This is a genomic window from Geodermatophilus amargosae, from assembly GCF_041028265.1.
In the GTDB taxonomy this organism is placed as follows: Bacteria; Actinomycetota; Actinomycetes; order Mycobacteriales; family Geodermatophilaceae; genus Geodermatophilus; species Geodermatophilus amargosae_A.
Genome location: NZ_JABGCW010000004.1, coordinates 194,633 through 216,180, shown reverse-complemented (window position 1 = coordinate 216,180; position 21,548 = coordinate 194,633). Strand labels below are relative to the sequence as shown.

Genomic DNA, 21,548 nt, shown 5'->3' with positions numbered 1-21,548 from the left:
CTCGGTGCTGTCTGGCTGAACGCCGGCGGCCGGCCGGTCATTCCGGCCGCCAGCGCGGGGCTCGGCCGACCACTATCCCTGATGGCCGGGCCCCGCTGTGCGGCGGTGCGCCTAGTCCCGCTCGGGACCGAGCGTCGTCTTCTGGATCTGCATGAGGAACTCGATGTTGTTGCGCGTCTTGCGCAGCTTGTCGAGCAGCAGCTCCAGCGCCTGCTGCGGCTCGAGGGCGGAGAGCACCCGGCGCAGCTTGATGACGACGGCCAGCTCGTCGGGTGCGAGGAGGATCTCCTCCTTGCGGGTGCCCGACGCGTTGACGTCGACGGCCGGGAAGACCCGCTTGTCCGCCAGCCGGCGGTCGAGCTTGATCTCCGCGTTACCCGTGCCCTTGAACTCCTCGAAGATGACCGTGTCCATCGTCGAGCCGGTCTCGACCAGCGCCGAGGCCAGGATGGTCAGCGAGCCGCCGTTCTCGATGTTGCGGGCGGCGCCGAGGAAGCGCTTGGGCGGGTAGAGCGCCGTGGAGTCGACACCGCCGGAGAGGATGCGCCCGCTGGCCGGGGCGGCCAGGTTGTAGGCGCGGCCCAGGCGGGTGATCGAGTCCAGCAGGACGACGACGTCGTGGCCCATCTCGACCAGGCGCTTGGCGCGCTCGATCGACAGCTCCGCGACCGTGGTGTGGTCCGACGGCGGCCGGTCGAAGGTCGAGGCGATGACCTCGCCCTTCACCGAACGCTGCATGTCGGTGACCTCCTCGGGCCGCTCGTCGACGAGGACGACCATGAGGTGGCACTCGGGGTTGTTCGTGGTGATCGCGTTGGCGATCGCCTGCAGCACCATCGTCTTGCCGGCCTTGGGCGGCGAGACGATGAGGGCGCGCTGCCCCTTGCCGATCGGCATGACCAGGTCGATGACCCGGGTGGTCAGCTGCTGCGGGTCGGTCTCCAGCCGCAGGCGCTCCTGCGGGTAGAGCGGCGTCAGCTTGGTGAACTCGGGCCGGTTGCGCGCCTGTTCGGGGTCCAGGCCGTTGACCGAGTCGAGCCGGACGAGGGCGTTGTACTTGTCCTTGCGCTCACCCTCGCGCGGCTGGCGGACCGCGCCGGTGATGGCGTCACCGCGGCGTAGACCGTGCCGGCGCACCTGCGACAGCGAGACGTAGACGTCGTTGGGGCCGGTCAGGTAGCCCGAGGTCCGGACGAACGCGTAGTTGTCCAGGACGTCGAGGATGCCGGCGACCGGCAGCAGGACGTCGTCCTCGCCGACCGTCGGCTCGGTCGGCTGGTCGAAGCGCTCGCGCCCGTTGCGGCGGTTGCGGTCGCGGTACCGGCGCCCGCGGCGGCCACGGCCGCCCTCGAAGTCGTCGTCGTCCTCGTCACTGCGGGGGTCGGTGCGAGGGTCGGTGCGGCTGTCGGGACGCGTGTCGGTCCGCTCGTTGCGGTCGGGCCGGTCGCTGCGGTCGGGCCGGTCGCTGCGGTCGGGCCGGTCGCTGCGGTCAGGACGGGCAGCGCGCTCGGCGCGGTTGCCGTCGCGCTGCCCGCGCTCGCCGTCGCGAGGAGTGCGCTCCGCGCGCTCGCCGTCGCGGGGGGCGCGCTCGCCGCCGTCGCGGGGGGCCCGCTCGGTGCGCTCGGCGCCGTCGCGGCCCTCCCGGTTGCGGCTGCGGTCCCGGTTGCGGGTCGGGCGCTCGCCCTCGGCACGGTCACCGTCGGTGTGGTCGCCGTCGGTGCGGTCACCCTCGGTCCGCTCCGCGGGCGGGGCGGACGGTGCCGCGTCGGCGGCGGGCGCCTCGGCGGCAGGCGGGGCCTGGACGGCGGGCGCCCGGACGGCGGGCGCCTCGGCGGTGGGCGCCTCGGCGGTCCCCGCGTCGGACGGTGCGCCGGCGGGACGGCTGGCCGCGCGGCGGCGGCGCGGGGCGCCCTCGGTCGCGGCCTTCACCTCGGTGGGGGCCTCGACTGCGGTGTCGGGAGCGGTGTCGGGGGTGGCGGTCAGCGGACCGCCGTTGGCGCCGCCGCTGACGGGGGCCTCGAGGGGCGCGGCCGTCGCGGCGACACCGCGCGCCTCGGGGGCGGCGGGAGCCTCGGCGGCGGCGGGGCCCTCGGCGGCAGCGGGGCCCTCGGCGGCTGCGGGAGCCGCGTCGGCCGGGCCGCCGGGCGCCGGGACGCCGTTGCCCGAGGCGCCGCCGCCGACCTGGCGGGCGGAGATGGCGGCGACGAGGTCGCCCTTGCGCATGCGGCCGGTGCCGGGGATGCCCAGCTCGGCCGCCAGCCGCTGCAGCTCGGGGAGCAGCATGCCGGCCAGCCCGCTGCCACGGCGACGGGACCGGCCCGCGGTGCCGGTGGCGGCAGGTGCCTCGCCCGCAGCACCCTCGGGGGCGCCGGTGGTGGCGAGGTCGGTGGTTTCGCTCACGTACAGGTCCTTCCCTGCGGTGGCCTGCGCCTACCAGCGCAGGAGGTGACCCGTCGACCCCGTCCGACGGTTTCGGGACAGGGGGGAGCGACGGATCGAGTGGGTGCGGAGCGGGATCTGCGTCGACAGAGAGGTCGTCTGCACGCTCCGCGCGAGGCTCGCCCGAGGGGCGGCTACGTCCGAAGACTAGACTCGCCACTCAGCCGGGACAACACCGCTGACCAGCGGAGTGTTCCTCGTTACGAAGACGATACCCCAGGCGCCACGCGGGTCACGCGGGCGCCGCCGGAGTCCACCTCCAGGGGGTACACGCGCCACCCCTCCGGGGTGACGTCCGTCACCTCGCGCACCCGCACGGCCGCCGCCGGGTCGCCGGGGACGTCGTCGGGATGCCGCCGGGTGAGCACCAGGACGCTGGGCCCGGCGCCGGACACCACCGCGGCGTGGCCCGCGGCGCGCAGCCGGTCGACCAGCGCGATCGTCGCCGGCATGGCCTCGGCGCGCTGGCGCTGGTGCAGCCGGTCCTCGGTGGCCTCGAGCAGCTGGGACGGCTCGGCGACGAGGGCGTGCACGAGCAGCGCCGCGCGGGCGGCGTTGAAGGCGGCGTCGGCGTGCGGCACCGCGTCGGGCAGCAGCGTGCGCGCCAGGTGGGTCGACAGCGTGGCCTCCGGGACGAGCAGCACCGGCAGCACCTCGTCGCTGACCGGCAGCCGGTCGGCCCGGGCACCCCCTGGCGTCGTCCACGACAGCGTCGCGCCGCCCAGGAGGCAGGCGGCCACGTTGTCGGGGTGGCCCTCGATCTCGCTGACCAACCGCAGGACGGCGTCGCCGTCGACGGCCTCGACGCCGGGGCACAGGGCCCAGGCGCCCACGACCCCGGCGACGACGGCGGCGGCCGACGAGCCCATCCCCCGCCCCTGCGGGATGGCGTTCACGGCGCGCACGCACAGGCCCGGCGGGGTCCAGCCGAGCTGCTCGCAGGCGGCGCGGAAGGCCCGCACCACCAGGTGCGACTCGTCGGTGGGCAACTCCGCCGCCCCGACGCCGGACACCTCGACGGTGAGCCCGCCGTCGCGGACGGCGAACTCGACGACGTCGTGCAGCGTCAGCGCGAGGCCGGCGCAGTCGAAGGCGGGGCCGAGGTTGGCGCTGGTGGCGGGCACGCGGACCCGCACCGCGGACTCCGCCACTCAGAGACCCAGCTGCGCGGCGGCCGCGGCGGCGTCGACCGGGATCGTCACCGGCGCGGGCGCACCGGAGATGGCCCAGTCGGGGTCCTTGAGCCCGTTGCCGGTGACGGTGCACACCACGCGCTGCCCGGGCTCGAGCTCGCCGGCCGCGGCCACCTTGAGCAGCCCGGCGACCGACGCGGCCGACGCCGGCTCGACGAACACGGCCTCGGTGCGGGCGAGCAGCCGGTAGGCGGCGAGGATCTCCCGGTCGGTGACGGCGTCGATGCGGCCGCCGGAGTCGTCGCGGGCGGTCAGCGCCTTGGTCCACGACGCGGGGTTGCCGATGCGGATGGCGGTGGCGATGGTGCTCGGCTGCTCGACGACCTTGCCGGTGACGATCGGCGCGGCACCGGCGGCCTGGAAGCCCCACATGCGCGGCCGCCGGGTGGCCGGGCCGTCGTCGGAGTACTCGCGGTAACCCTGCCAGTAGGCGGTGATGTTGCCGGCGTTCCCGACCGGCAGGCAGTGCACGTCGGGGGCGTCGCCGAGGACGTCGACGATCTCGAACGAGGCGGTCTTCTGCCCCTCGATGCGGTACTGGTTCACGCTGTTGACCAGGCTGACCGGGTAGTCGATGGACAGCTTGCTGGCCAGGGCGAGGCAGTCGTCGAAGTTGCCCTCGACCTGCAGCAGCTTGGCGCCGTGCACCAGCGCCTGGGCCAGCTTGCCGAGCGCGATCTTGCCCGTGGGCACGAGGACGGCGCAGACGATCCCGGCGCGCGCGGCGTAGGCGGCGGCGCTGGCGCTGGTGTTGCCGGTGGAGGCGCAGATGACCGCCCGCGCACCCTCCTCGACGGCCTTGGTGATGGCCATCGTCATGCCGCGGTCCTTGAACGACCCGGTCGGGTTGGCGCCCTCGACCTTGAGGAACACCTCGCAGCCGGTCCGCCGCGACAGCTCGACGGCGGGCACCAGCGGGGTGGCGCCCTCGTGCAGGGTGACCACCGGCGTCGACGCGGTGACCGGCAGGCGGGACCGGTAGGCCTCGATCAGCCCCGGCCAGGACGGCGAGACGGCACCGCGCAGCGTTCCGGTCATGACAGACCCTCCACCCTCAGCACGCTCGTGACCCCGCGGACGGCGGGCAGTTCCCGCAGCGCGGCGATCGTCGACGACAGCGCGGCGTCCGGGGCGCTGTGCGTGACGATGACCAGCGTGGCGGCGTCGCCGTGCCCGTCCTGGCGGACGGTGGCGATGCTCACCCCGTGCTCGGCGAAGGCGGTGGCCACCGTGGCGAGCACGCCGGGGACGTCGGCCACGTCGAGGCTGACGTGGTACCGCGTCGGCGTCTCGGCGATGGGCCGGGTGGGCAGGTCGGCGTAGGCGGTGGGCCCGGCGCCCGCGGCACCGGCCACGCGGTTGCGCGCGACGGCGACGAGGTCGCCGAGGACGGCGCTGGCGGTGGGCTCCCCACCGGCCCCCTGGCCGTAGAACATGAGCTGCCCGGCGGCCTCGGCCTCGACGAAGACGGCGTTGAACGCCCCGCCGACCGCGGCCAGCGGGTGCGACGTCGGGATCATCGCCGGGTGCACGCGGACGGCGACGGTGTCGCCGTCCTCCCCCGCCACCCGCTCGCAGATGGCCAGCAGCTTGACCGTGCAGCCGATCTCCGCGGCGCGGGCGACGTCGGTGGCGCTGACCGCGGAGATCCCCTCGCGGTGCACGTCGGCGGCGGTGACCGCGGAGTGGAAGGACAGCGAGGCGAGGATCGCGGCCTTCGCGGCGGCGTCGAACCCGTCGACGTCGGCGGTCGGGTCGGCCTCGGCGTAGCCGAGCTCGGTGGCCTCGGCCAGCGCCTCGCTGAACCCCGCACCGGTCTCGGCCATGCGGGACAGGATGTAGTTGGTGGTGCCGTTGACGATGCCGACCACGCGGCGGATCTGGTCGCCGGCCAGCGACTCGCGCAGCGGGCGCAGCAGCGGGATCGCCCCGGCCACCGACGCCTCGTAGTACAGGTCGACGCCGGCCTTGGCGGCCGCGGCGTGCAGCGCGACGCCGTCCTCGGCCAGCAGTGCCTTGTTGGCGCTGACCACCGACTTCCCGGCCTCGACGGCGGCCAGGATCAGCGAGCGGGCCGGCTCGATCCCGCCGATCACCTCCACGACGAGGTCGACGTCGTCGCGGGCGACCAGGCCCAGCGCGTCGGTGGTGAGCAGGTCCGCGGGGACCTCCGGGTGCCGGTCGGGCCGGCGGACGGCCACGCCGGCGACCTGCACCGGGCGGCCGATGCGGGCGGCGAGGTCGCCGGCCTGCTCGTCGAGCAACCGGAGCACGGCGCCGCCGACGGTGCCGCAGCCGAGCAGCGCGACCTTGAGGGGCTTCATGAGCGGGCTCCCACCGGGTGCTCGGGTGCCGGCTGGTCGATCGCCGGGGAGGGCGCGGGACGCCCCGCGAGGACGGCGTCGAGGGCGAACACGTCCGAGAGTGTCTGACGCCGCACGATCTCGGTGGCGGCGCCGTCCCGCACGGCGACCACCGGCGGCTTGAGCAGGTAGTTGTAGTTGCTGGCCATCGACCAGCAGTAGGCGCCGGTGGCGGCGACGGCGAGCAGGTCGCCGGGTTGCACGTCCGAGGGCAGCCACAGGTCGCGGACCAGCACGTCGCCGCTCTCGCAGTGCTTGCCGACGACGCGGCACAGCGCCGGCGGGGCGTCGGAGGTGCGGTTGGCCAGCACGCAGGTGTAGTCGGCGTCGTAGAGGGCGGTGCGGATGTTGTCGCTCATCCCGCCGTCGACGGAGACGTAGTTGCGCACCTGCGGCGCCCCCTGCCCGCCGCTGCCCAGCCGGACCGGCTTGATCGTGCCGATCTCGTAGAGGGTGACCGTGCCGGGCCCGGCGATCGCGCGGCCGGGCTCGACGGCCAGCCGCGGCACCGGCAGGTCCAGCGCGGCGCACTCCATGGCGACGACGGTGCGCAACCGCCGGGCGACGTCGTCGGGTGTCACCGGGTCGTCGTCGGGGAGGTAGGCGATGCCGAAGCCGCCGCCGAGGTTGAGCTCCTCGAGCACCTCGCCGGTGGCCTGGTGCACCTGGCCGAGCAGGCCGACCACCCGGTGCGCGGCGGCCTCGAACCCGGCGGTGTCGAAGATCTGCGAGCCGATGTGGCTGTGCAGCCCGGCCAGGTGCAGCGACGGCTCCCGGATCACCCGCACGGCGGCGGTCAGCGCGTCGCCGGTGGCCAGTGAGAAGCCGAACTTCTGGTCCTCGTGCGCGGTGGCGATGAACTCGTGGGTGTGCGCCTCGATGCCGACGGTGGTGCGGATCAGCACCGGCACCGGGCCGCCCCCGGCCGCCATCCGCGCCAGCGCCATCGGGACCAGCCGGTCGATCTCGTCGAAGGAGTCCACGACGACGTGCCCGATGCCGGCGTCGACGGCCAGCTGCAGCTCCACCAGCGACTTGTTGTTGCCGTGCAGCGCGATCCGCTCGGCGGGGAACCCGGCGGCCAGCGCGACGGCGAGCTCGTTGCCGCTGCAGGCGTCGAGGTGCAGGCCGTCGTCGGCGATCCAGCGGGCCACCTGGCCGCAGAGGAAGGCCTTGGAGGCGTAGTGGACGTCGGCGCCGGAGAAGGCGGTGGCGAAGTCGGCCGCGCGGCCGCGGAAGTCGTCCTCGTCGAGGACGAACAGCGGGGTGCCGTGCACGCGGGCCAGCTCGGTGACCGGCTTGCCGCCCAGGTGCAGCTCGCCGTCGACCCGGCGGGCCGAGCGCGGCCAGACCTGCGCGTCGAGGGCGCCGAGGTCGGCCGGCGGCATGCCCGCCGACGGCGGCGGGGCGAACGCGCCGTGCAGCGGCCCCGCCGGGTGCGCCCTCACATCCGCTCCGGCGCGGAGACACCGAGCACGCCCAGGCCGTTGCGCAGCACCACCGCGGTGGCCGCGCACAGCCACAGCCGCGCGCTGGTCAGCGGGGTCGCCTCCTCGTCGCCGCGGGGCAGCACCCGGCAGGCGTCGTAGAAGCGGTGGTAGGTGCCGGCCAGCTCCTCGAGGTACCGGGCCACCCGGTGCGGCGCGCGCAGCTCGGCGGCCGAGGTGACCACCCGCGGGAACTCGCCGATCGCCCGGAGCAGGTCGTTCTCCCGCTCGTGGGTGAGCAGCCCGGCGTCGACGTCCCCGGGCTCGCCCAGGGCGATGCCGAGGTCGGCGGCGTTGCGCAGCACCGAGGAGATCCGGGCGTGCGCGTACTGGACGTAGAAGACCGGGTTGTCGTTGGTGCGCCGGCTCCACAGGTCGGCGTCGATGTCGATCGTCTGGTCGACCGAGGCGCGGGCCAGCGCGTAGCGGGCGGCGTCGGTGCCGACGGCGTCGACGAGGTCGGTGAGCAGCACGAAGTCACCCCTGCGCTTGCTCATCCGGACCGGCTCGCCGTCGCGCACCAGGTTGACCAGCTGGCCGATGAGGATCTCGAGGTGCGTGCCGGGGTCGTCGCCCGCGGCGGCCACCAGCGCCTTGTACCGGCCGACGTAGCCGGAGTGGTCGGCACCGAGCATGATCACGACCCGGTCGAAGCCGCGGGCCCGCTTGTCGAGGTAGTAGGCGCAGTCGGCGGCGAAGTACGTCGGCTCGCCGTCGGCCTTGACCAGCACGCGGTCCTTGTCGTCGCCGAAGTCCGTCGTCCGCAGCCAGACCGCGCCGTCGGCCTCGAAGACGTGCCCCTGCCCGCGCAGCGTGGCCACCGCCTTCTCCAGCGCGCCGGACTCGTGCAGCGTCCGCTCGGAGAAGAAGGTGTCGAAGCGGACGCCGAAGCCCTCGAGGGTGGACCGGATGTCGGCCACCATCGCGGCCACGCCGCGGTCGGCGAAGCCCGCCACCTGCTCGTCCTCGGGCCGCTCCAGGAGCGCCGGCTCCTGGGCGACGACGTGGGCGGCCACCTCGCCGACGTAGTCGCCCTGGTAGCCGTCGGCGGGCACCGGCCGGCCCAGCGCGACGGCCTGCAGGCTGCGGGCGAACCGCTCGATCTGCGCGCCGGCGTCGTTGACGTAGTACTCGCGGCTGACCTCGGCGCCACTGGACTCCAGCAGCCGGGCCAGCGCGTCGCCGACGGCGGCCCACCGGGTGGAGCCGAGGGTGACCGGGCCGGTGGGGTTGGCCGAGACGAACTCGAGGTTGAGCCGCTGCCCGGCCAGGGTGTCGGTACGGCCGTAGCCCTCGCCGGCGGTGACGGCCCGGACGGCGATCTGCCCGAGCGCCCCCTGCGCGAGGGTCACGTTGAGGAAGCCGGGACCGGCGACGTCGACCCGCGCGACCCCCGGCTGCGCGCGCACCTCCTCGGCCAGCAGGTCGGCGACCGCGCGCGGCGGCATGCCGGCCGGCTTGGCCAGGCGCAGCGCGACGTTGGTGGCGTAGTCGCCGTGCTCGGGGTTCTTCGGACGCTCGACGAGGACGTCGTCGGGGACGGCGACGGCGAGCGTGCCGCGCTCGACGACCGCCGCGACCGCGGTCCGGACGAGGTCGCGCAACTGCTCGGGTGTCACCGCGTGATCGTACGCAGCGGGCGCGACCCGGTTCCCCGCCGTCCCCGCTTGCCGGGGTCCGCACGGGGAGGCGACCTAGACTCGCGTGCGAGGGCGGGCGAGACCTGCCGCGCCGGCGCGCACCCATGCTGCGCCACGACCGGCGGACACACCACTCGACGAGCACTGAGGAGAGCACGTGGCCAAGGACCGCAAGCCCGATGCCGGCCGCGCCGGGGGCGGGTCGAGCCGGTCCGGTTCCGGCGCACGTCCGGTGTCGACGACCAAGGGGGCGGCGAGGGGGTCGTCGTCGAGCCGGGGCCCGGCGGCGCGCAACGGCGGACGCGGCCGCACCCGCCCGCCGACGCAGGTGGTCACCCAGTCGCGGCCGTGGGGGCTGATCGCCGCCGCCGTCGCCGTCGTGCTGTTCGCCGCCGCGGCCATCACCTACGCCGTCGTGCAGGTGCGGGCGTCCGACGCCGCGAGGGTCGACGCCCTCGACGAGATCTCGGGCATCCAGAGCTTCGACTACGCCGCCGGGCAGGAGCACGTGGCCACCCCGGTCGAGTACGACCAGTCGCCGCCGGTCGGCGGGCCGCACGACGGCGAGTGGGCCGACTGCACCGGCACCGTCTACGAGGGCGACATCCGGCACGAGAACGCCGTCCACTCGATGGAGCACGGCGCCGTGTGGATCACCTACGACCCCGACCGGGTCTCGGGCGACGACGTCGGGACGCTGGCCGCGCTGGTCGACGGCGTCTCCGGCCGGCTGCTCTCCCCCTACGCCGGCCTGGACTCCGCGGTCAGCCTGCAGTCCTGGAACCACCAGCTGAAGGTGGACTCGGTCGACGACCCGCGGATCGAGCAGTTCGCCGACTTCCTGACCTTCAACGGCGAGGTCGAGGGCCACTACCCCGAGATCGGTGCCAGCTGCGAGAACCCGACCTTCGTGGCCGACCCGCTGCTCGTCGGTGACGGCAGCCGCGGTGCCGACGCCACCACCACCGACGCCCCGACCACGCCGACGATGGGCGCCGACGGTTCCGCCGAGACCCCCACGGAGTGAGCCCGCGATGACCGTCACCGTCGTCGGCCCGGAACTGCAGGCCCCGGCGCCGGCCCCTCGCGGGCGCGGCCTGCGCGCTGCGCTGCTCGCCGTCATCGCCGTCGCGCTCGTGGTGCTCGGCGGCGCGCTGGCGGTGGGGCTGGGCATCGGGCGGGAGGCGACACCGGCGGCCGACTCGGTCGACGCCGGCTTCTCCCGCGACATGGCGCTGCACCACCGGCAGGGCGTGGAGATGGCGAACCTGGCGCTCGAGCGGAGCACCGACCCGGAGATCCGGCAGCTGGCCTTCGACATCTCCAGCACGCAGACCAACCAGGCCGGGCAGATGGAGGGCTGGCTGGCGCTGTGGGGCTTGCCCCGCTCCGGCGGGGACCACATGGCCTGGATGGGCGGGGAGCACGGCGGGCACGGCACGTCCTCGACGTCCGACGACACGGCCGGCGCGCTGATGCCGGGCATGGCCACCGAGACCGAGCTCGCCGGCCTGAGGTCCCTGACGGGGACGGCGTTCGACGTCGAGTTCCTGCGGCTGATGATCCGCCACCACCAGGGCGGCCTGGAGATGGCGCAGTACCAGGCCGACCACGGCACGCAATCGGCGGTGCGGACGCTGGCCACCTCGATCGCCGAGACCCAGACCGCCGAGGTGTCGACGATGGTCGGCATGCTCACGGCGCGGGGCGGGACGCCGCTGCCGGCTCCCTGATCCGGGCCGACCCGCCCGCCGGGGCTCCCGGGGAGGACTGGTAACTTCTCCCCTGCCCCGAGCCCCCGTAGCTCAGGGGATAGAGCACCGCCCTCCGGAGGCGGGTGCGCAGGTTCGAATCCTGCCGGGGGCACGTCCAGCTGGTGAGAACGGCCCGGACGGTCCTCCGTCCGGGCCGTCTCCGTGTTCGGTCCGCAGGAGGTCCGCACGGAAGGTGACGGTCACACGGGGCGACGCGTCGTGTCTCTTCCCGAGAGGTGCGGCCGTGACTCAGTTGCCTCAGGTGGGGCAGGAGAAGCCGCCCAGGACCCGTGGAGCGTCACCGGAGCCTCATCCCCTGGCTGAGCGCAGGCCGCGGACCCCGCTCGCCACCTGTCGCATGCCGGCCGGGAACCTGGGTCGAGCCCCAGGTCACCGGCAGACGACGAGTGGCTCGAGCGCCCGACGGCTCACGTGTCGACCACGTTCAGGGTGAGCGTCCCGGTGTCGTCTCCGAACTCGACGAGCAGGCCGTCACCTCGTGCAGTCCGGTAGGCGCCCGATCCTCCGGTGACGGCGAACACCTTCTCCGGTGGCGGCGCGTTCAAGAACGCGAAGGTGATGCTGTCCTGGTCACCCAACGTGACGATCCCGGTGCAGTTGGCGCGGGGGGTCGCGTCGATGACGACGCAGGTCCCGGCCATGCCACCGACCCGCTCGCCGGCCTGGAGGAGGACGTCGTCGAAGACGATCACGTCCGCGGCCGAGAGGCCCGGCTCCCCGAGGTCGACGAGGGTGAACGGGCTGAACTCGACGTCGAACCGCAGGGTGTTCTCGTGGCCGTGAGCCGCACCGGGATCGTCGGCGCCGGCGCTGGCCACGGCCCCCGGGAGGAGGAGTGCCGAGGCGGCCACCACGGTCCCGACTGCCACGACGCGTCGCGTGCGTTGCATGTTGTCCTCCTCGCCAGGGGCTCTCTGTCGCCTCAGCCGCAGGGCTTGCACGGACAGGGGAGGCTCCTCGGGACGTCGGCGCGGAGTCAACGACCGCAGCGCTCACCCTCGCGGACACAGCGCGCCGGTGACGGCTCGCACCTGCCCGCCGCCGCCGGAGGATCGGCTCGAGGCAGCGCGGCACCCCGGATGGGTCAGCCGAACCCGAGGACGGTTCCGTTCGAGCACCGCCCAGCCCGCGGATCCTCTGAGCAGGTCGCTCCGGGACACCCGGCTCAGGAGCAGCACTGTCGGGCAATGCACGGTGGACGGCTCGGCCGCTCAGGGCCACGACCTTCGTCCAGGCTCGGGCCGGCCCACCTGCAACGGCATCGTCGCGCCCGTACTCGTGACCTCGCCCGGGGTGACCTGCGAGGCGCCCAGCTGTCCGACTGGCCGCTCTCCTCGGCCACCCTCCCCGCAGCGGACGACTCCCGGTCCGGCGTCGGACCGGGCCACCTCGCCGGTCGCCAACGCTGATCGCCCCAGCCGAGTGGGCTCCGCCGGCCGCGGCGCCGTCATCGGAGGCGGCGCCTCCGTTCCTCCTGGGAGGAGCCGGGAGCCCCTAGGTTCGGCCGGGTGACTCCGCAGTTGTTCGCCTACCTCAGCTACCGCGACGCCCCGGCCGCACTCGACTGGCTGGCCGCGATCGGCTTCTCGGAGGTGCGGCGCCAGCAGGGGCAGGACGGGCAGGTGACGCACGCCGAGGTCCGCTGGGGGGACGTCGCGCTGCAGGTGAGCAGTGACGACGCCGACTACCAGGTGCCGCCGCTCGTCGGGCGGTCCACGGGACGCGGGCTCTACCTGCGCGTCGAGGACGTCGACGGGGTGTTCGACCGGGCCGTCGCCGCCGGCGCCCGGCCGGTGATCCCGCCGGGGAACACTCCCTTCCACACCCGGCGGGCCCGGGTCCTGGACCCCGGCGGTCAGGAGTGGAGCTTCGGGACCTACGAGCCCGGCGTCTCCTGGTAGGCGGCGGAGGAGCCGGGCTCGACCGCTGCGCGGGAGGTCACCGCTGACCACCGCTGCCGTCACCGCCGCCGTCCGGCTCCTGCCGGTGCCGGATCGGCCGAACGGCGCCCACTCGACCGAGCTCGCACCCTCCAAGCCGACCTGCCACACACACAGGCGGTCGGAACGGCCCGGACGGCCCTCCGTCCGGGGCGTTCCGCTGTCCGGATCGATCGTGCGCCCCCGTGACCCAGCGCCCGTCTATTGATGTTCGATAGATGTGCACCGATACTCGGTGCATGTCACCTGCCGTGCGGTCCGCCGCCGCCGTCGTCGCGCTCCTCGTCGTGGTCGCCCTCGGGGTCGCCGGCGTCGTGCTGGGAGAGGCCGACGACTCACCCGGCCTGCAGGGCCTGGGGGTCCTGCTGGTGATCGGTGCGGTCGTCGTCGGCGTGCGGGCCGCCCGCCGCGCCGGTAGCGGTGCAGCGGCCGCCGGCCGGGATCAGCGGAGCCGGTAGGAGCGGTACCCCCCGGAGGAGTGCACGTGCGGCGCGAGTCCGGGCTGTGCCCCGTCGCCCGCCGCGACGACGTCCTCGGCGCCCACGCCGAGCAGGGTGCGGGTCACCTGCTGGGTGCTGTCGAGCAGGTCGTCGAGGGCGCGGTCGAGGTGCGCGCCGGTGACCGCGACGACCGGGTCCTGCTCGTGCAGCGACTCGAGCACCGCGCGGCGCAGCAGCTCCTTGAGGAACGACGCCGTCACGCCGTCGGTGCCCTCGACGGCCCGCGTCACGTCGTCGTCGGTCAGCCGCAGGGGCACGTCCCGCCCGTAGAGCCGCAGCAGCTCCCGGCGGGCGGCGGCGTCGGGCAGGTCGACCTCCACGGCGACGTCGATGCGGCCCGGCCGCGCGGCCAGCGCCGGCTCGAGCAGGTCGGCGCGGTTGGTGGTGAGGACGAACAGCAGGTCGGCGTCCGGTGCCGCGCCGTCCATGGCGTCGAGCAGGTCGAACAGCACCGGGCTGCCACCGGGGCCGAAGGAGCGGTCGGCGGCCACGAGGTCGACGTCCTCGAGCACCACCACGGCCGGCTGCAGGTCGCGGGCGAGGTCGGCGACCGAGCCGACCAGGCCCAGCGAGCGGCCGGTGAGCAGCAGGCGGGAGTAGCCGTCCATGCGGCCCAGCAGGTAGCGGACGGTGTGCGTCTTGCCGGTGCCCGGCGGGCCGTAGAGCAGCAGCCCGCGCTTGAGGTGCTGCCCGGCGGCGCGCAGGCCGGCGCGGTGCTCGGCCACCCCGAGGGCGTGCCGCTCGACGCGGTCGAGCACGACGGGCGGCAGCACGACGTCGTCGCGCGCGAGGTCCGGCGGGTCGAGGAAGGCCAGCGCGACGCCGCCCATCGGTGTCGGGGTGACCTCGACGAGCCGGCCGCGGTAGACGTTGAGCTCCCGCCGCAGCCGGTCGAGCTCGGTCAGGACGGCCTGCGCCCGGTGCACCGGCAGCCCGGCCACCTCGAGACCGAGGGTCTCCCGGTGCTCCCCCGGCCCCTGCACCAGGACCACGTAGCGGCCGTCGTCGTCGGTGACCAGCAGCAGCGCCAGCCGCAGGCAGGCCAGCGTCGACCCCGGGCCGTTGGGCAGGTCGGCCACCGCGGGGGCGCCCAGCCGCACCGGGGGCAGCGCCTCGCCGGTCATCAGCTGCTGCAGGTCGATGCCGCCGTAGTGCGGCGGGAGGGCGACGCCGCGGACCTCCACGGTGCGTCCCGGCGCGGCACTCCAGGCGTCCAGCGCCGTCTGCAGGTTGACGTGCTCGAAGGGCGGCAGCTCCCGGGCCACCACCGACTGCTCGAGGCCCGCGGGGCCGAGCGCCTCCTGCACCAGCGCGACGACGTCGTCGCGCGCCCCCTGACCCGGCACGTGCAGCCAGTCGAGCAGAGCCCGCAGCCCCGCCGCGAACTCCCGGCTCTCGGCCCCCGACGCCCCTGAGGCACCCGACGACTCCACCGCGATCCCCCGCTCCCCGCCCGCCCGTGGCGGCGGAGCCTAGCGGCACCGGCCGCACCGGGAGGGACACCGTGCTGCCGGCCGCCTCCGGGGCCCGCGGAGCACCGAACTAGCGTGCGCGGCATGGAGACCACCGGGGTGCAGACCACCCGCGTCGGGGAGATCGAGCTGGCCTACGAGACGTTCGGCTCGGCGGAGGACACGCCGCTGCTGCTCGTCATGGGCCTGGCCACGCAGATGGTCGGCTGGCCCGACGAGTTCTGCCGCATGCTGGCCGACCGCGGCCACTTCGTCGTCCGGTTCGACAACCGCGACATCGGACTGTCCACCCACCTGCACGACGCCGGTGCGCCGGACGTGCTCGCCGTGATGGGCGGCGACCACTCGCGGGTCGCCTACCGCCTGGCCGACATGGCCGACGACACCGCCGGCCTGCTCGACGCCCTGGGCCTGGAGAGCGCCCACGTGGTCGGCGCCTCGATGGGCGGCATGATCGCCCAGGCGCTGGCCATCCGGTACCCGGAGAAGGTGCGCAGCCTGACCTCGATCATGTCGACGACGGGCGACCCCGCGGTCGGGTCGCCGGCCGAGGCCGCGTTGGGCGTCCTGCTCGCCCCGCCGGCCACCGACCGGGACAGCGCCCTGCAGCGCGCCGTCGACACCTACCGGGTCATCGGCTCCCCCGGCTTCGAGTTCGACGAGGCCGGCCTGCGCGAGCGGGCCGGGCTGTCCTTCGACCGCGCCCACGACCCCGCCGGCGTGGCCCGCCAGCTGGCCGCGATCCTCGCCAGCCCCGACCGGACCGCCGACCTCGCGCGGGTCGGCGTCCCGACGCTGGTGATCCACGGCGAGCAGGACGCGCTGGTCAACGTCTCGGGCGGCCGCGCCACCGCGGCGGCGATCCCCGGCGCCGAGCTGCTCGTCGTCGACGGGATGGGCCACGACCTGCCCCGCGCGGTGTGGCCGCAGCTGGTCGAGCGGATCACCGCGCTCGTCGGCCGGGTCGAGCGGGCCTGAGCAGGACCCGGGGCCCCGCGCGCGGGGCCCCGGGACGCCTCAGCTGGTGAGCATGCCGCCCTCGACCGGGATCGTGGTCCCGGTGACGTAGCCGCCGGCGTCGCTGACCAGGAAGACCAGCGCCGCGGCCAGCTCCTCGGGGTCCCCGGCCCGCCCGACGAGCACCCGGCTCATCTGCTGGTCGAGGTAGCCCTCGGGGTACTGGTCGGTCATCTCCGAGGCGAAGAACCCCGGCGCCAGGGCGTTGACCCGGATGCCCTTGCGACCGGTCCACTGCTGGGCGAGGTCGCGGGTCAGCCCGATCAGGCCGGCCTTGCTCGCCGCGTAGGCGGCCTGCGGCAGCCCGGCGGTGGTCAGCCCCAGGACGCTGGAGATGTTCACGATCGAGCTGCCCGGCTTCATCACCCGCCCGCAGGCCTGCGCCATCCAGTAGCAGCCGTTGAGGTTGACGTCGATGACCGCCCGGAACTCCTCGGGCTTCTCGCGCGTGGCCGGGGCCGCGGTGCCGATGCCGGCGTTGTTGACCAGGACGTCGACCCGGCCGAACTCGGCCATGGCGGCGTCGACCAGCGCCTGGCAGTCCTCGACCTTCGCGACGTCGGTGCGCACCGTGATCGCGCGCCGCCCGGCGGCCTCGACGGCCTCCTTCGTGGCGGCCATCCGGTCCTCGCGCCGCGCGCCCAGCGCCACGTCGGCACCGGCCTCGGCCAGCGCCCGGGCGAACACCACGCCCAGTCCCGAGGACGCACCCGTCACGACGGCCACCTTCCCGTCGAGCCGGAACATGTCCAGGATCGTCCTGTCCGCCACCGTGGTCTCCTCTCACGTGCCCGAACCGTCACCCGGACCGTATCCGCGCTGTGCGGTAGATCACCGGGCGGGCGGGTAGGGGACCCCGGCGGACAGCCGGTCCGACACGGAGGAGGTACGTCGATGGCGGCGCAGACACCACCGGGCACGCCCCTGTGGCGGCAGGCGTTCGACGCCGCCGAGAAGCGGGTCACCCCCCACGCCGAGAGCCTGGTGCGCACGCCGTACTTCGCCACCGGCGTCGGGCTCCTGCGGCGTGCGCAGAACGTCGCCAAGGACACCGCCCGCGGCGTGTCCGCGCGCGCCTGGCACCTGGTCAACCTGCCCGCGGGCACCGACCTCGCCCGGCTGCGTGCCCAGGTCGGCGCGCTGGACCGCGAGGTCCGGCGGCTGACCGTCCAACTCGAGACCGAACGCCGCCGTCCCCCCACGGCGGACGCCACCACGGAGGAGACCGATGCCGACGGTGCCCAGCCCGCAAGCGGTCCTCGACCGCGTCCGGCGCGACGTGGAGCGCAACGCCCTCCGCGCTCGTAACGGGATCAAGCTCGTCGCCGGCGTCGACCGGCCCGGCGTCGGGCTCACCCCCAAGGACGTCGTCTGGGAGCGCGGCCGCACGCAGCTGTGGCACTACCGCAGCGACAAGGTGAAGTACTCACCGCCGCTGCTCATCGTGTTCAGCCTGATCAGCCGCAGCTACATCCTCGACCTGACGCCGGGCAACAGCTTCATCGAGCAGCTGCTCGACGCGGGCTTCGACGTCTACATGGTCGACTGGGGCGAGCCCGACGAGCGCGACGCCGAGAACCGGCTCGAGGACTACGTCGACGACTACATCCCGGCGGCGATCGACCGGGTGCGGGAGATCTCCGGTGCCGACGAGGTCAACCTCTTCGGCTACTGCTTCGGCGGCGACCTGTCGCTGCTGTACGCCGCGCACCACCCCGACGCGCCCGTCCGCAGCCTCAGCGTGCTGGCCACCCCGGTCGACTTCACGAAGATGGGGCCGATGTCCGACATCTTCCGCAGCGGCGGGATGGAGGTCGACGACGTCATCGACGAGAACGGCAACGTGCCCCCGCGCGTGGTCGTCCAGGGCTTCCGCACACTCACGCCCACCGCCGAGGTCACCCGCTACGTGACGCTGTGGGAGCGGCTCTGGAACGACGAGTACGTGTCGGCCTACTCGGCGATGACCGGCTGGTCCGACGACCACATCCCGTTCGCCGGCGCCGCCGCACGCGAGACGGTGCAGATGCTGGTGCGGGACAACGGGATGGTCACCGACCGGCTGACCGTGGGCGGGGACCGGGTGCACCTGTCCGACATCCGGCTGCCGTTCCTCACGGTGCGGGCCGACCGCGACCACATCGTGCCGCCCGACGCGACCGCGCCGCTGATCGACCTGGTCGGCTCGGAGGACAAGCACGAGCTGCGGCTCGCGGCCGGTCACATGGGCCTCGTGGTCGGCAAGACGGCGGCCAAGACGACCGTGCCGGAGATCATCGGGTTCCTGCGCAAGCGCAGCGACGAGAGCGCGCCCGGCCCCGCCGCCGGGCAGGAGGAGGAGTGACCGTGGACGTCGTCGAGCTCGGGACGGCGCACAGCGACGCGCTGGTGCGCTTCTTCCAGGGCCTGCCCGAGGGGGACCTGACCTTCATCGAGGAGCAGGTCACCGATCCCGACGTCGTCCGCTCCTGGGCCACCGGCTCGGGCGGGGCGAAGCGCTGGGTCGCCCTCGACGGCGAGGAGGTCGCCGGCTACGTGGCGGTGCGGCGGCTGACCGGCTGGTCGGCGCACGTCGGCGAGGTGCGCCTGGTCGTCTCCCCCACCCGGCGCGGCACGGGCCTGGGCCGGCAGCTGGCCCGCCACGCGCTGGTGGCGGCGGTCGGCGACGGGCTGGCGAAGCTGGTCGTGGAGGTCGTCGCCGAGCAGGGCGCGGCCCTGGCGCTGTTCACCGACCTCGGCTTCACCGGGGAGGCGCTGCTGCGCGACCAGGTCCGCGACCGGGAGGGGAACCTGCGCGACCTCATGGTGCTGGCCCACCACGTCGACGACACCTGGGCCGGCATGGCCACCGTCGGCCTGTCGGACGCCCTCGGCGAGGACGTCTAGCCGGGCGTCTCCGTCACGCGGCCCCCGTCGACGGCGATCCGCCGCGTGGTGGCGACCGCCTCGAGCATCCGGCGGTCGTGGGTGACCAGCAGCAGCGTGCCCGGGTAGGCGGCCAGCGCCGACTCCAGCTGCTCGATGGCCGGCAGGTCGAGGTGGTTGGTCGGCTCGTCGAGCACCAGCACGTTCACCCCGCGCGCCTGCAGCAGCGCCAGGGCCGCGCGGGTGCGCTCCCCCGGCGACAGCGTGGCCGCGGACCGCACCACGTGCTCGGCGGTCAGCCCGAACTTGGCCAGCAGGGTGCGCACCTCGGCGGTGGGCCGGTCGGGCACCTCCGCGCCGAAGGCGTCGATCAGCTGCCGGTCGCCGGTGAACAGCCCGCGGGCCTGGTCGACCTCGCCCAGCCGGACCGACGGGCCGAGCGAGGCGGCCCCGGCGTCCAGCGGCACGCGGCCGAGCAGTGCGCCGAGCAGCGTCGTCTTGCCCGAGCCGTTCGGCCCGGTGATGGCCAGCCGGTCGCCCCAGTCGACCTGCAGGCTCACCGGCCCGAGGGTGAAGTCCCCGCGGCGGACGACGGCGTCGCGCAGCGTGGCGACGACGGCCCCGGCGCGCGGCGCGGCGGCGATGGTCATCCGCAGCTCCCACTCCTTGCGGGGCTCCTCGACCACCTCCAGCCGCTCGATGCGCCGCTCGGTCTGCTTGGCCTTGGCGCCCTGCTTCTCCGCCGTCGACCGGTTGTGCGCCTTGATGTGCTTGTCGGGGTCCTTCTGCTTCTTCACCGCGTCGCGCACGCCCTTGGCCAGCCAGTTGCGCTGCATCCGCGCGCGGGCCTCCAGCTCGGCCTTCGTCTCCGCGAACTCCTCGTACTCCTCGCGCGCGTGCCGGCGGGCCACCTCGCGCTCGGTCAGGTAGGCCTCGTAGCCGCCGTCGACGACGCGGACCAGCTGCTGGGCCAGGTCGAGCTCGACGACGCGGGTGACCGTGCGGGCCAGGAACTCGCGGTCGTGGCTGACCACGACGATGCCGCTGCGGGTGCCGGCGACGAAGGCCTCCAGCTGCTCCAGGCCGGTCAGGTCGAGGTCGTTGGTGGGCTCGTCGAGGAGCAGCACGTCGTAGCGGGACAGCAGCAGCGCGGCCAGCCCCACGCGCGCGGCCTGCCCACCGGACAGCGCGGGCATCGCCGCGTCCGGCGCGACCCCGGGGGCGACCTCGGCGAGCACCAGCTCGAGCCGTTCGTCGAGGTCGGCGCCGCCGAGGGACAGCCAGCGCTCCAGCGCCTCGGCGTAGGTGTCGTCGGCGCCGGGACGGCCCTCGGTGAGGTCGGCGGTGGCGGCGTCGAGGGCGGCCTGGGCGGCGGTCACGCCGGTGCGGCGGGCCAGCGCGGCGGCCACGGTCTCGCCCGCGCGCCGCTCGAGCTCCTGCGGCAGGGAGCCGATGGTCGCCGTCGGCGGACTGAGGACGATCGAGCCGGAGCCCACCGGCAGCTCGCCGGCCAGCGTGCGCAGCAGGGTGGACTTGCCGGCCCCGTTGACGCCGACCAGGCCGACGACGTCACCGGGCGCGACGACCAGGTCGAGGCCGGAGAAGAGGACGCGGGCACCGTGGCCGGCGGCCAGGCCGCGCGCGACGAGGGTGGCGCTCATGGAGGTGCTCCCGGGGGGACGGAACGGTCACGGTCGACGTCGTCTCCGGCTCACAGCACGGGACGACGGTAGCGCGCGCACCGGTCAGCCGTCGCGCGACATCTCGTCCTCGGGCTCGTCGTCCTCGGCGGCGAGGACCTCGTCGGCCATCTGGTCGAGCATCCCCTCGAGCGCGAGGTCCTCGTCGTCCCCGGGCCGCCGGCGCACCAGCCAGGGCTGCAGGTGGTCGTAGCCGCGCACCGACACGCGCCGCAGGGGCCGCACGCGGTACCCCGGCACGCCGCGCAGCCGCCGGGCCAGCTCGCGGTCGACCAGCACCGTCCCGGCGTGCGCGACCGACGTCAGCCGGCTGGCCAGGTTGACCACCGGTGAGTAGACGTCGCCGAGCCGGGTGAGCACCGTGCCGTAGGCGGCGCCCACCCGCAGCGGCGGCCGGTCGGCGGCGGCCCAGGCCTCCGACAGGGTCAGCCCGATCTCGACCGCGTCGACGGCCGCGGCCGCGGTGTAGAGGACGCCGTCGCCGACGGTCTTGACCACCCGGCCGTGCGAGCGGGCGATGACCTCGCTCGCGGTCGCCTCGAAGGCCTCGACCATCGCGCCGAGCTCGCGGCCGCCCATGCCCCGTGACCGGGTGGTGTAGCCGACCAGGTCGGCGAAGCCGACGGCGAGCTCGCGGCGGTCCCCGGGCTCCCCGGACGAGGTGAGCCGGTCGATGTTGGCCGTGAGGTGCCGGCGCCACACGTAGTCCTGCGTGCGCGCCAGCAGCGGCACCAGGACCTCGGCCGCGGCGACCGGGTCGACGGCGTCGGGGCCGTGCTCGCGGGCCTGCCGGAGGAGGCCCTCGGCCAGCAGGTCGGTCTGCCAGTCGGCCAGCCGCGACAGCGCCTGACCGGTCACCCGGGCGATCGAGGCCTCGGTGTCGGGGTCGACGAAGCCGGAGTCGATCAGCGCCGAGAGGGTCGCCAGCGCCCCGACGTCGGCCAGGGTGAAGGCGCGGTCGTCGTCGGCGACGTCGGGGAAGCCCAGCGCGCGCCACAGCCGCTGGGTGCGCTCGGGCGGCATGCCGGCCGCGGCGGCCACCTCCAGCCGGGTCAGCCGGCGCGGCCCGCCGAGCAGCAGCCGCTCCAGCGCCTCGCGCACGGCGGAGCGGTCGGCGTCTCCCGGCTGGGGTCCGGCGGGGTCCACGACGGGTCCCG

General features: G+C 74.9%; 19 protein-coding genes and 1 tRNA gene. 9 read left to right on the top strand and 11 right to left on the bottom strand.

The window, feature by feature from the left end; genetic code table 11:
- Positions 1-111 precede the first annotated feature (111 nt).
- The 6 genes from rho to argS form a co-directional block, all read right to left on the bottom strand.
- Positions 112-2,400 (bottom strand): transcription termination factor Rho, encoded by a 2,289-nt coding sequence (gene rho, locus HLV61_RS06605; RefSeq protein ID WP_440284473.1) that lies wholly within the window; start codon positions 2,398-2,400, stop codon positions 112-114.
- A gap of 239 nt (positions 2,401-2,639) precedes the next feature.
- Positions 2,640-3,563 (bottom strand): homoserine kinase, encoded by a 924-nt coding sequence (gene thrB, locus HLV61_RS06600; protein WP_369253594.1) that lies wholly within the window; start codon positions 3,561-3,563, stop codon positions 2,640-2,642.
- Between the two features lie 27 nt (positions 3,564-3,590).
- Positions 3,591-4,670, bottom strand: a complete 1,080-nt coding sequence (thrC, locus tag HLV61_RS06595; protein ID WP_369253593.1) for a threonine synthase — start codon at positions 4,668-4,670, stop codon at positions 3,591-3,593.
- Positions 4,667-5,956, bottom strand: a complete 1,290-nt coding sequence (locus HLV61_RS06590) for a homoserine dehydrogenase (protein ID WP_369253592.1) — start codon at positions 5,954-5,956, stop codon at positions 4,667-4,669. Before HLV61_RS06590 ends, thrC begins: the two co-directional genes overlap by 4 nt.
- Entirely contained in the window at positions 5,953-7,443 is a 1,491-nt protein-coding gene (gene lysA / locus HLV61_RS06585) for a diaminopimelate decarboxylase (protein WP_369253591.1), read from the bottom strand. The genes HLV61_RS06590 and lysA overlap by 4 nt, the downstream gene beginning before the upstream one ends.
- A complete protein-coding gene (gene argS / locus HLV61_RS06580) occupies positions 7,440-9,101 on the bottom strand; it encodes an arginine--tRNA ligase (RefSeq protein ID WP_369253590.1) in 1,662 nt (553 codons plus the stop codon). Before argS ends, lysA begins: the two co-directional genes overlap by 4 nt.
- Positions 9,102-9,279: 178 nt before the next feature.
- On the opposite strand from argS, the gene HLV61_RS06575 reads away from it, so the two are divergent.
- The 3 genes from HLV61_RS06575 (at position 9,280) to HLV61_RS06565 (ending at position 10,988) form a co-directional block, all read left to right on the top strand.
- Positions 9,280-10,149 carry a DUF3105 domain-containing protein gene (locus HLV61_RS06575; RefSeq protein ID WP_369253589.1) on the top strand — a complete coding sequence of 290 codons (870 nt, stop codon included), beginning with the start codon at positions 9,280-9,282 and terminating at the stop codon, positions 10,147-10,149.
- A 7-nt stretch (positions 10,150-10,156) separates the two neighbouring features.
- Entirely contained in the window at positions 10,157-10,855 is a 699-nt protein-coding gene (locus HLV61_RS06570) for a DUF305 domain-containing protein (protein ID WP_369253588.1), read from the top strand.
- A gap of 61 nt (positions 10,856-10,916) precedes the next feature.
- Positions 10,917-10,988: transfer RNA gene (locus HLV61_RS06565), tRNA-Arg, on the top strand.
- Positions 10,989-11,304: 316 nt separating this feature from the next.
- On the opposite strand, the gene HLV61_RS06560 is transcribed toward HLV61_RS06565, so the two are convergent.
- Positions 11,305-11,787 carry a hypothetical protein gene (locus HLV61_RS06560; RefSeq protein WP_369253587.1) on the bottom strand — a complete coding sequence of 161 codons (483 nt, stop codon included), beginning with the start codon at positions 11,785-11,787 and terminating at the stop codon, positions 11,305-11,307.
- A gap of 618 nt (positions 11,788-12,405) precedes the next feature.
- On the opposite strand from HLV61_RS06560, the gene HLV61_RS06555 reads away from it, so the two are divergent.
- A complete protein-coding gene (locus HLV61_RS06555; protein WP_369253586.1) occupies positions 12,406-12,798 on the top strand; it encodes a VOC family protein in 393 nt (130 codons plus the stop codon).
- Between the two features lie 278 nt (positions 12,799-13,076).
- Positions 13,077-13,295, top strand: a complete 219-nt coding sequence (locus tag HLV61_RS06550; protein ID WP_369253585.1) for a hypothetical protein — start codon at positions 13,077-13,079, stop codon at positions 13,293-13,295.
- On the opposite strand, the gene HLV61_RS06545 is transcribed toward HLV61_RS06550, so the two are convergent.
- Positions 13,280-14,770 carry an AAA family ATPase gene (locus HLV61_RS06545; protein ID WP_369253584.1) on the bottom strand — a complete coding sequence of 497 codons (1,491 nt, stop codon included), beginning with the start codon at positions 14,768-14,770 and terminating at the stop codon, positions 13,280-13,282. The genes HLV61_RS06550 and HLV61_RS06545 overlap by 16 nt on opposite strands.
- A 123-nt stretch (positions 14,771-14,893) precedes the next feature.
- Here HLV61_RS06545 and HLV61_RS06540 point away from each other — a divergent pair, with 123 nt between their 5' ends.
- Positions 14,894-15,787 carry an alpha/beta fold hydrolase gene (locus HLV61_RS06540; RefSeq protein ID WP_369253583.1) on the top strand — a complete coding sequence of 298 codons (894 nt, stop codon included), beginning with the start codon at positions 14,894-14,896 and terminating at the stop codon, positions 15,785-15,787.
- A gap of 39 nt (positions 15,788-15,826) precedes the next feature.
- Here HLV61_RS06540 and HLV61_RS06535 read toward each other — a convergent pair whose 3' ends face one another.
- A complete protein-coding gene (locus HLV61_RS06535) occupies positions 15,827-16,597 on the bottom strand; it encodes an SDR family NAD(P)-dependent oxidoreductase (protein ID WP_369253582.1) in 771 nt (256 codons plus the stop codon).
- A gap of 123 nt (positions 16,598-16,720) precedes the next feature.
- Between HLV61_RS06535 and HLV61_RS06530 the strand changes: the two genes are divergently transcribed.
- The 3 genes from HLV61_RS06530 to HLV61_RS06520 are packed head-to-tail and all read left to right on the top strand — an operon-like array spanning position 16,721 to position 18,712.
- A complete protein-coding gene (locus HLV61_RS06530; protein ID WP_369253581.1) occupies positions 16,721-17,134 on the top strand; it encodes a hypothetical protein in 414 nt (137 codons plus the stop codon).
- Entirely contained in the window at positions 17,055-18,170 is a 1,116-nt protein-coding gene (locus HLV61_RS06525; protein ID WP_369253580.1) for a PHA/PHB synthase family protein, read from the top strand. Before HLV61_RS06530 ends, HLV61_RS06525 begins: the two co-directional genes overlap by 80 nt.
- A 2-nt stretch (positions 18,171-18,172) precedes the next feature.
- Entirely contained in the window at positions 18,173-18,712 is a 540-nt protein-coding gene (locus HLV61_RS06520; RefSeq protein ID WP_369253579.1) for a GNAT family N-acetyltransferase, read from the top strand.
- On the opposite strand, the gene HLV61_RS06515 is transcribed toward HLV61_RS06520, so the two are convergent.
- Complete coding sequence (locus HLV61_RS06515; RefSeq protein ID WP_369253578.1) at positions 18,709-20,352, bottom strand: ABC-F family ATP-binding cassette domain-containing protein; 1,644 nt, start codon at positions 20,350-20,352, stop codon at positions 18,709-18,711. The genes HLV61_RS06520 and HLV61_RS06515 overlap by 4 nt on opposite strands.
- Positions 20,353-20,436: 84 nt before the next feature.
- Entirely contained in the window at positions 20,437-21,537 is a 1,101-nt protein-coding gene (locus HLV61_RS06510; RefSeq protein WP_369253577.1) for an adenylate/guanylate cyclase domain-containing protein, read from the bottom strand.
- Positions 21,538-21,548: the final 11 nt, after the last annotated feature.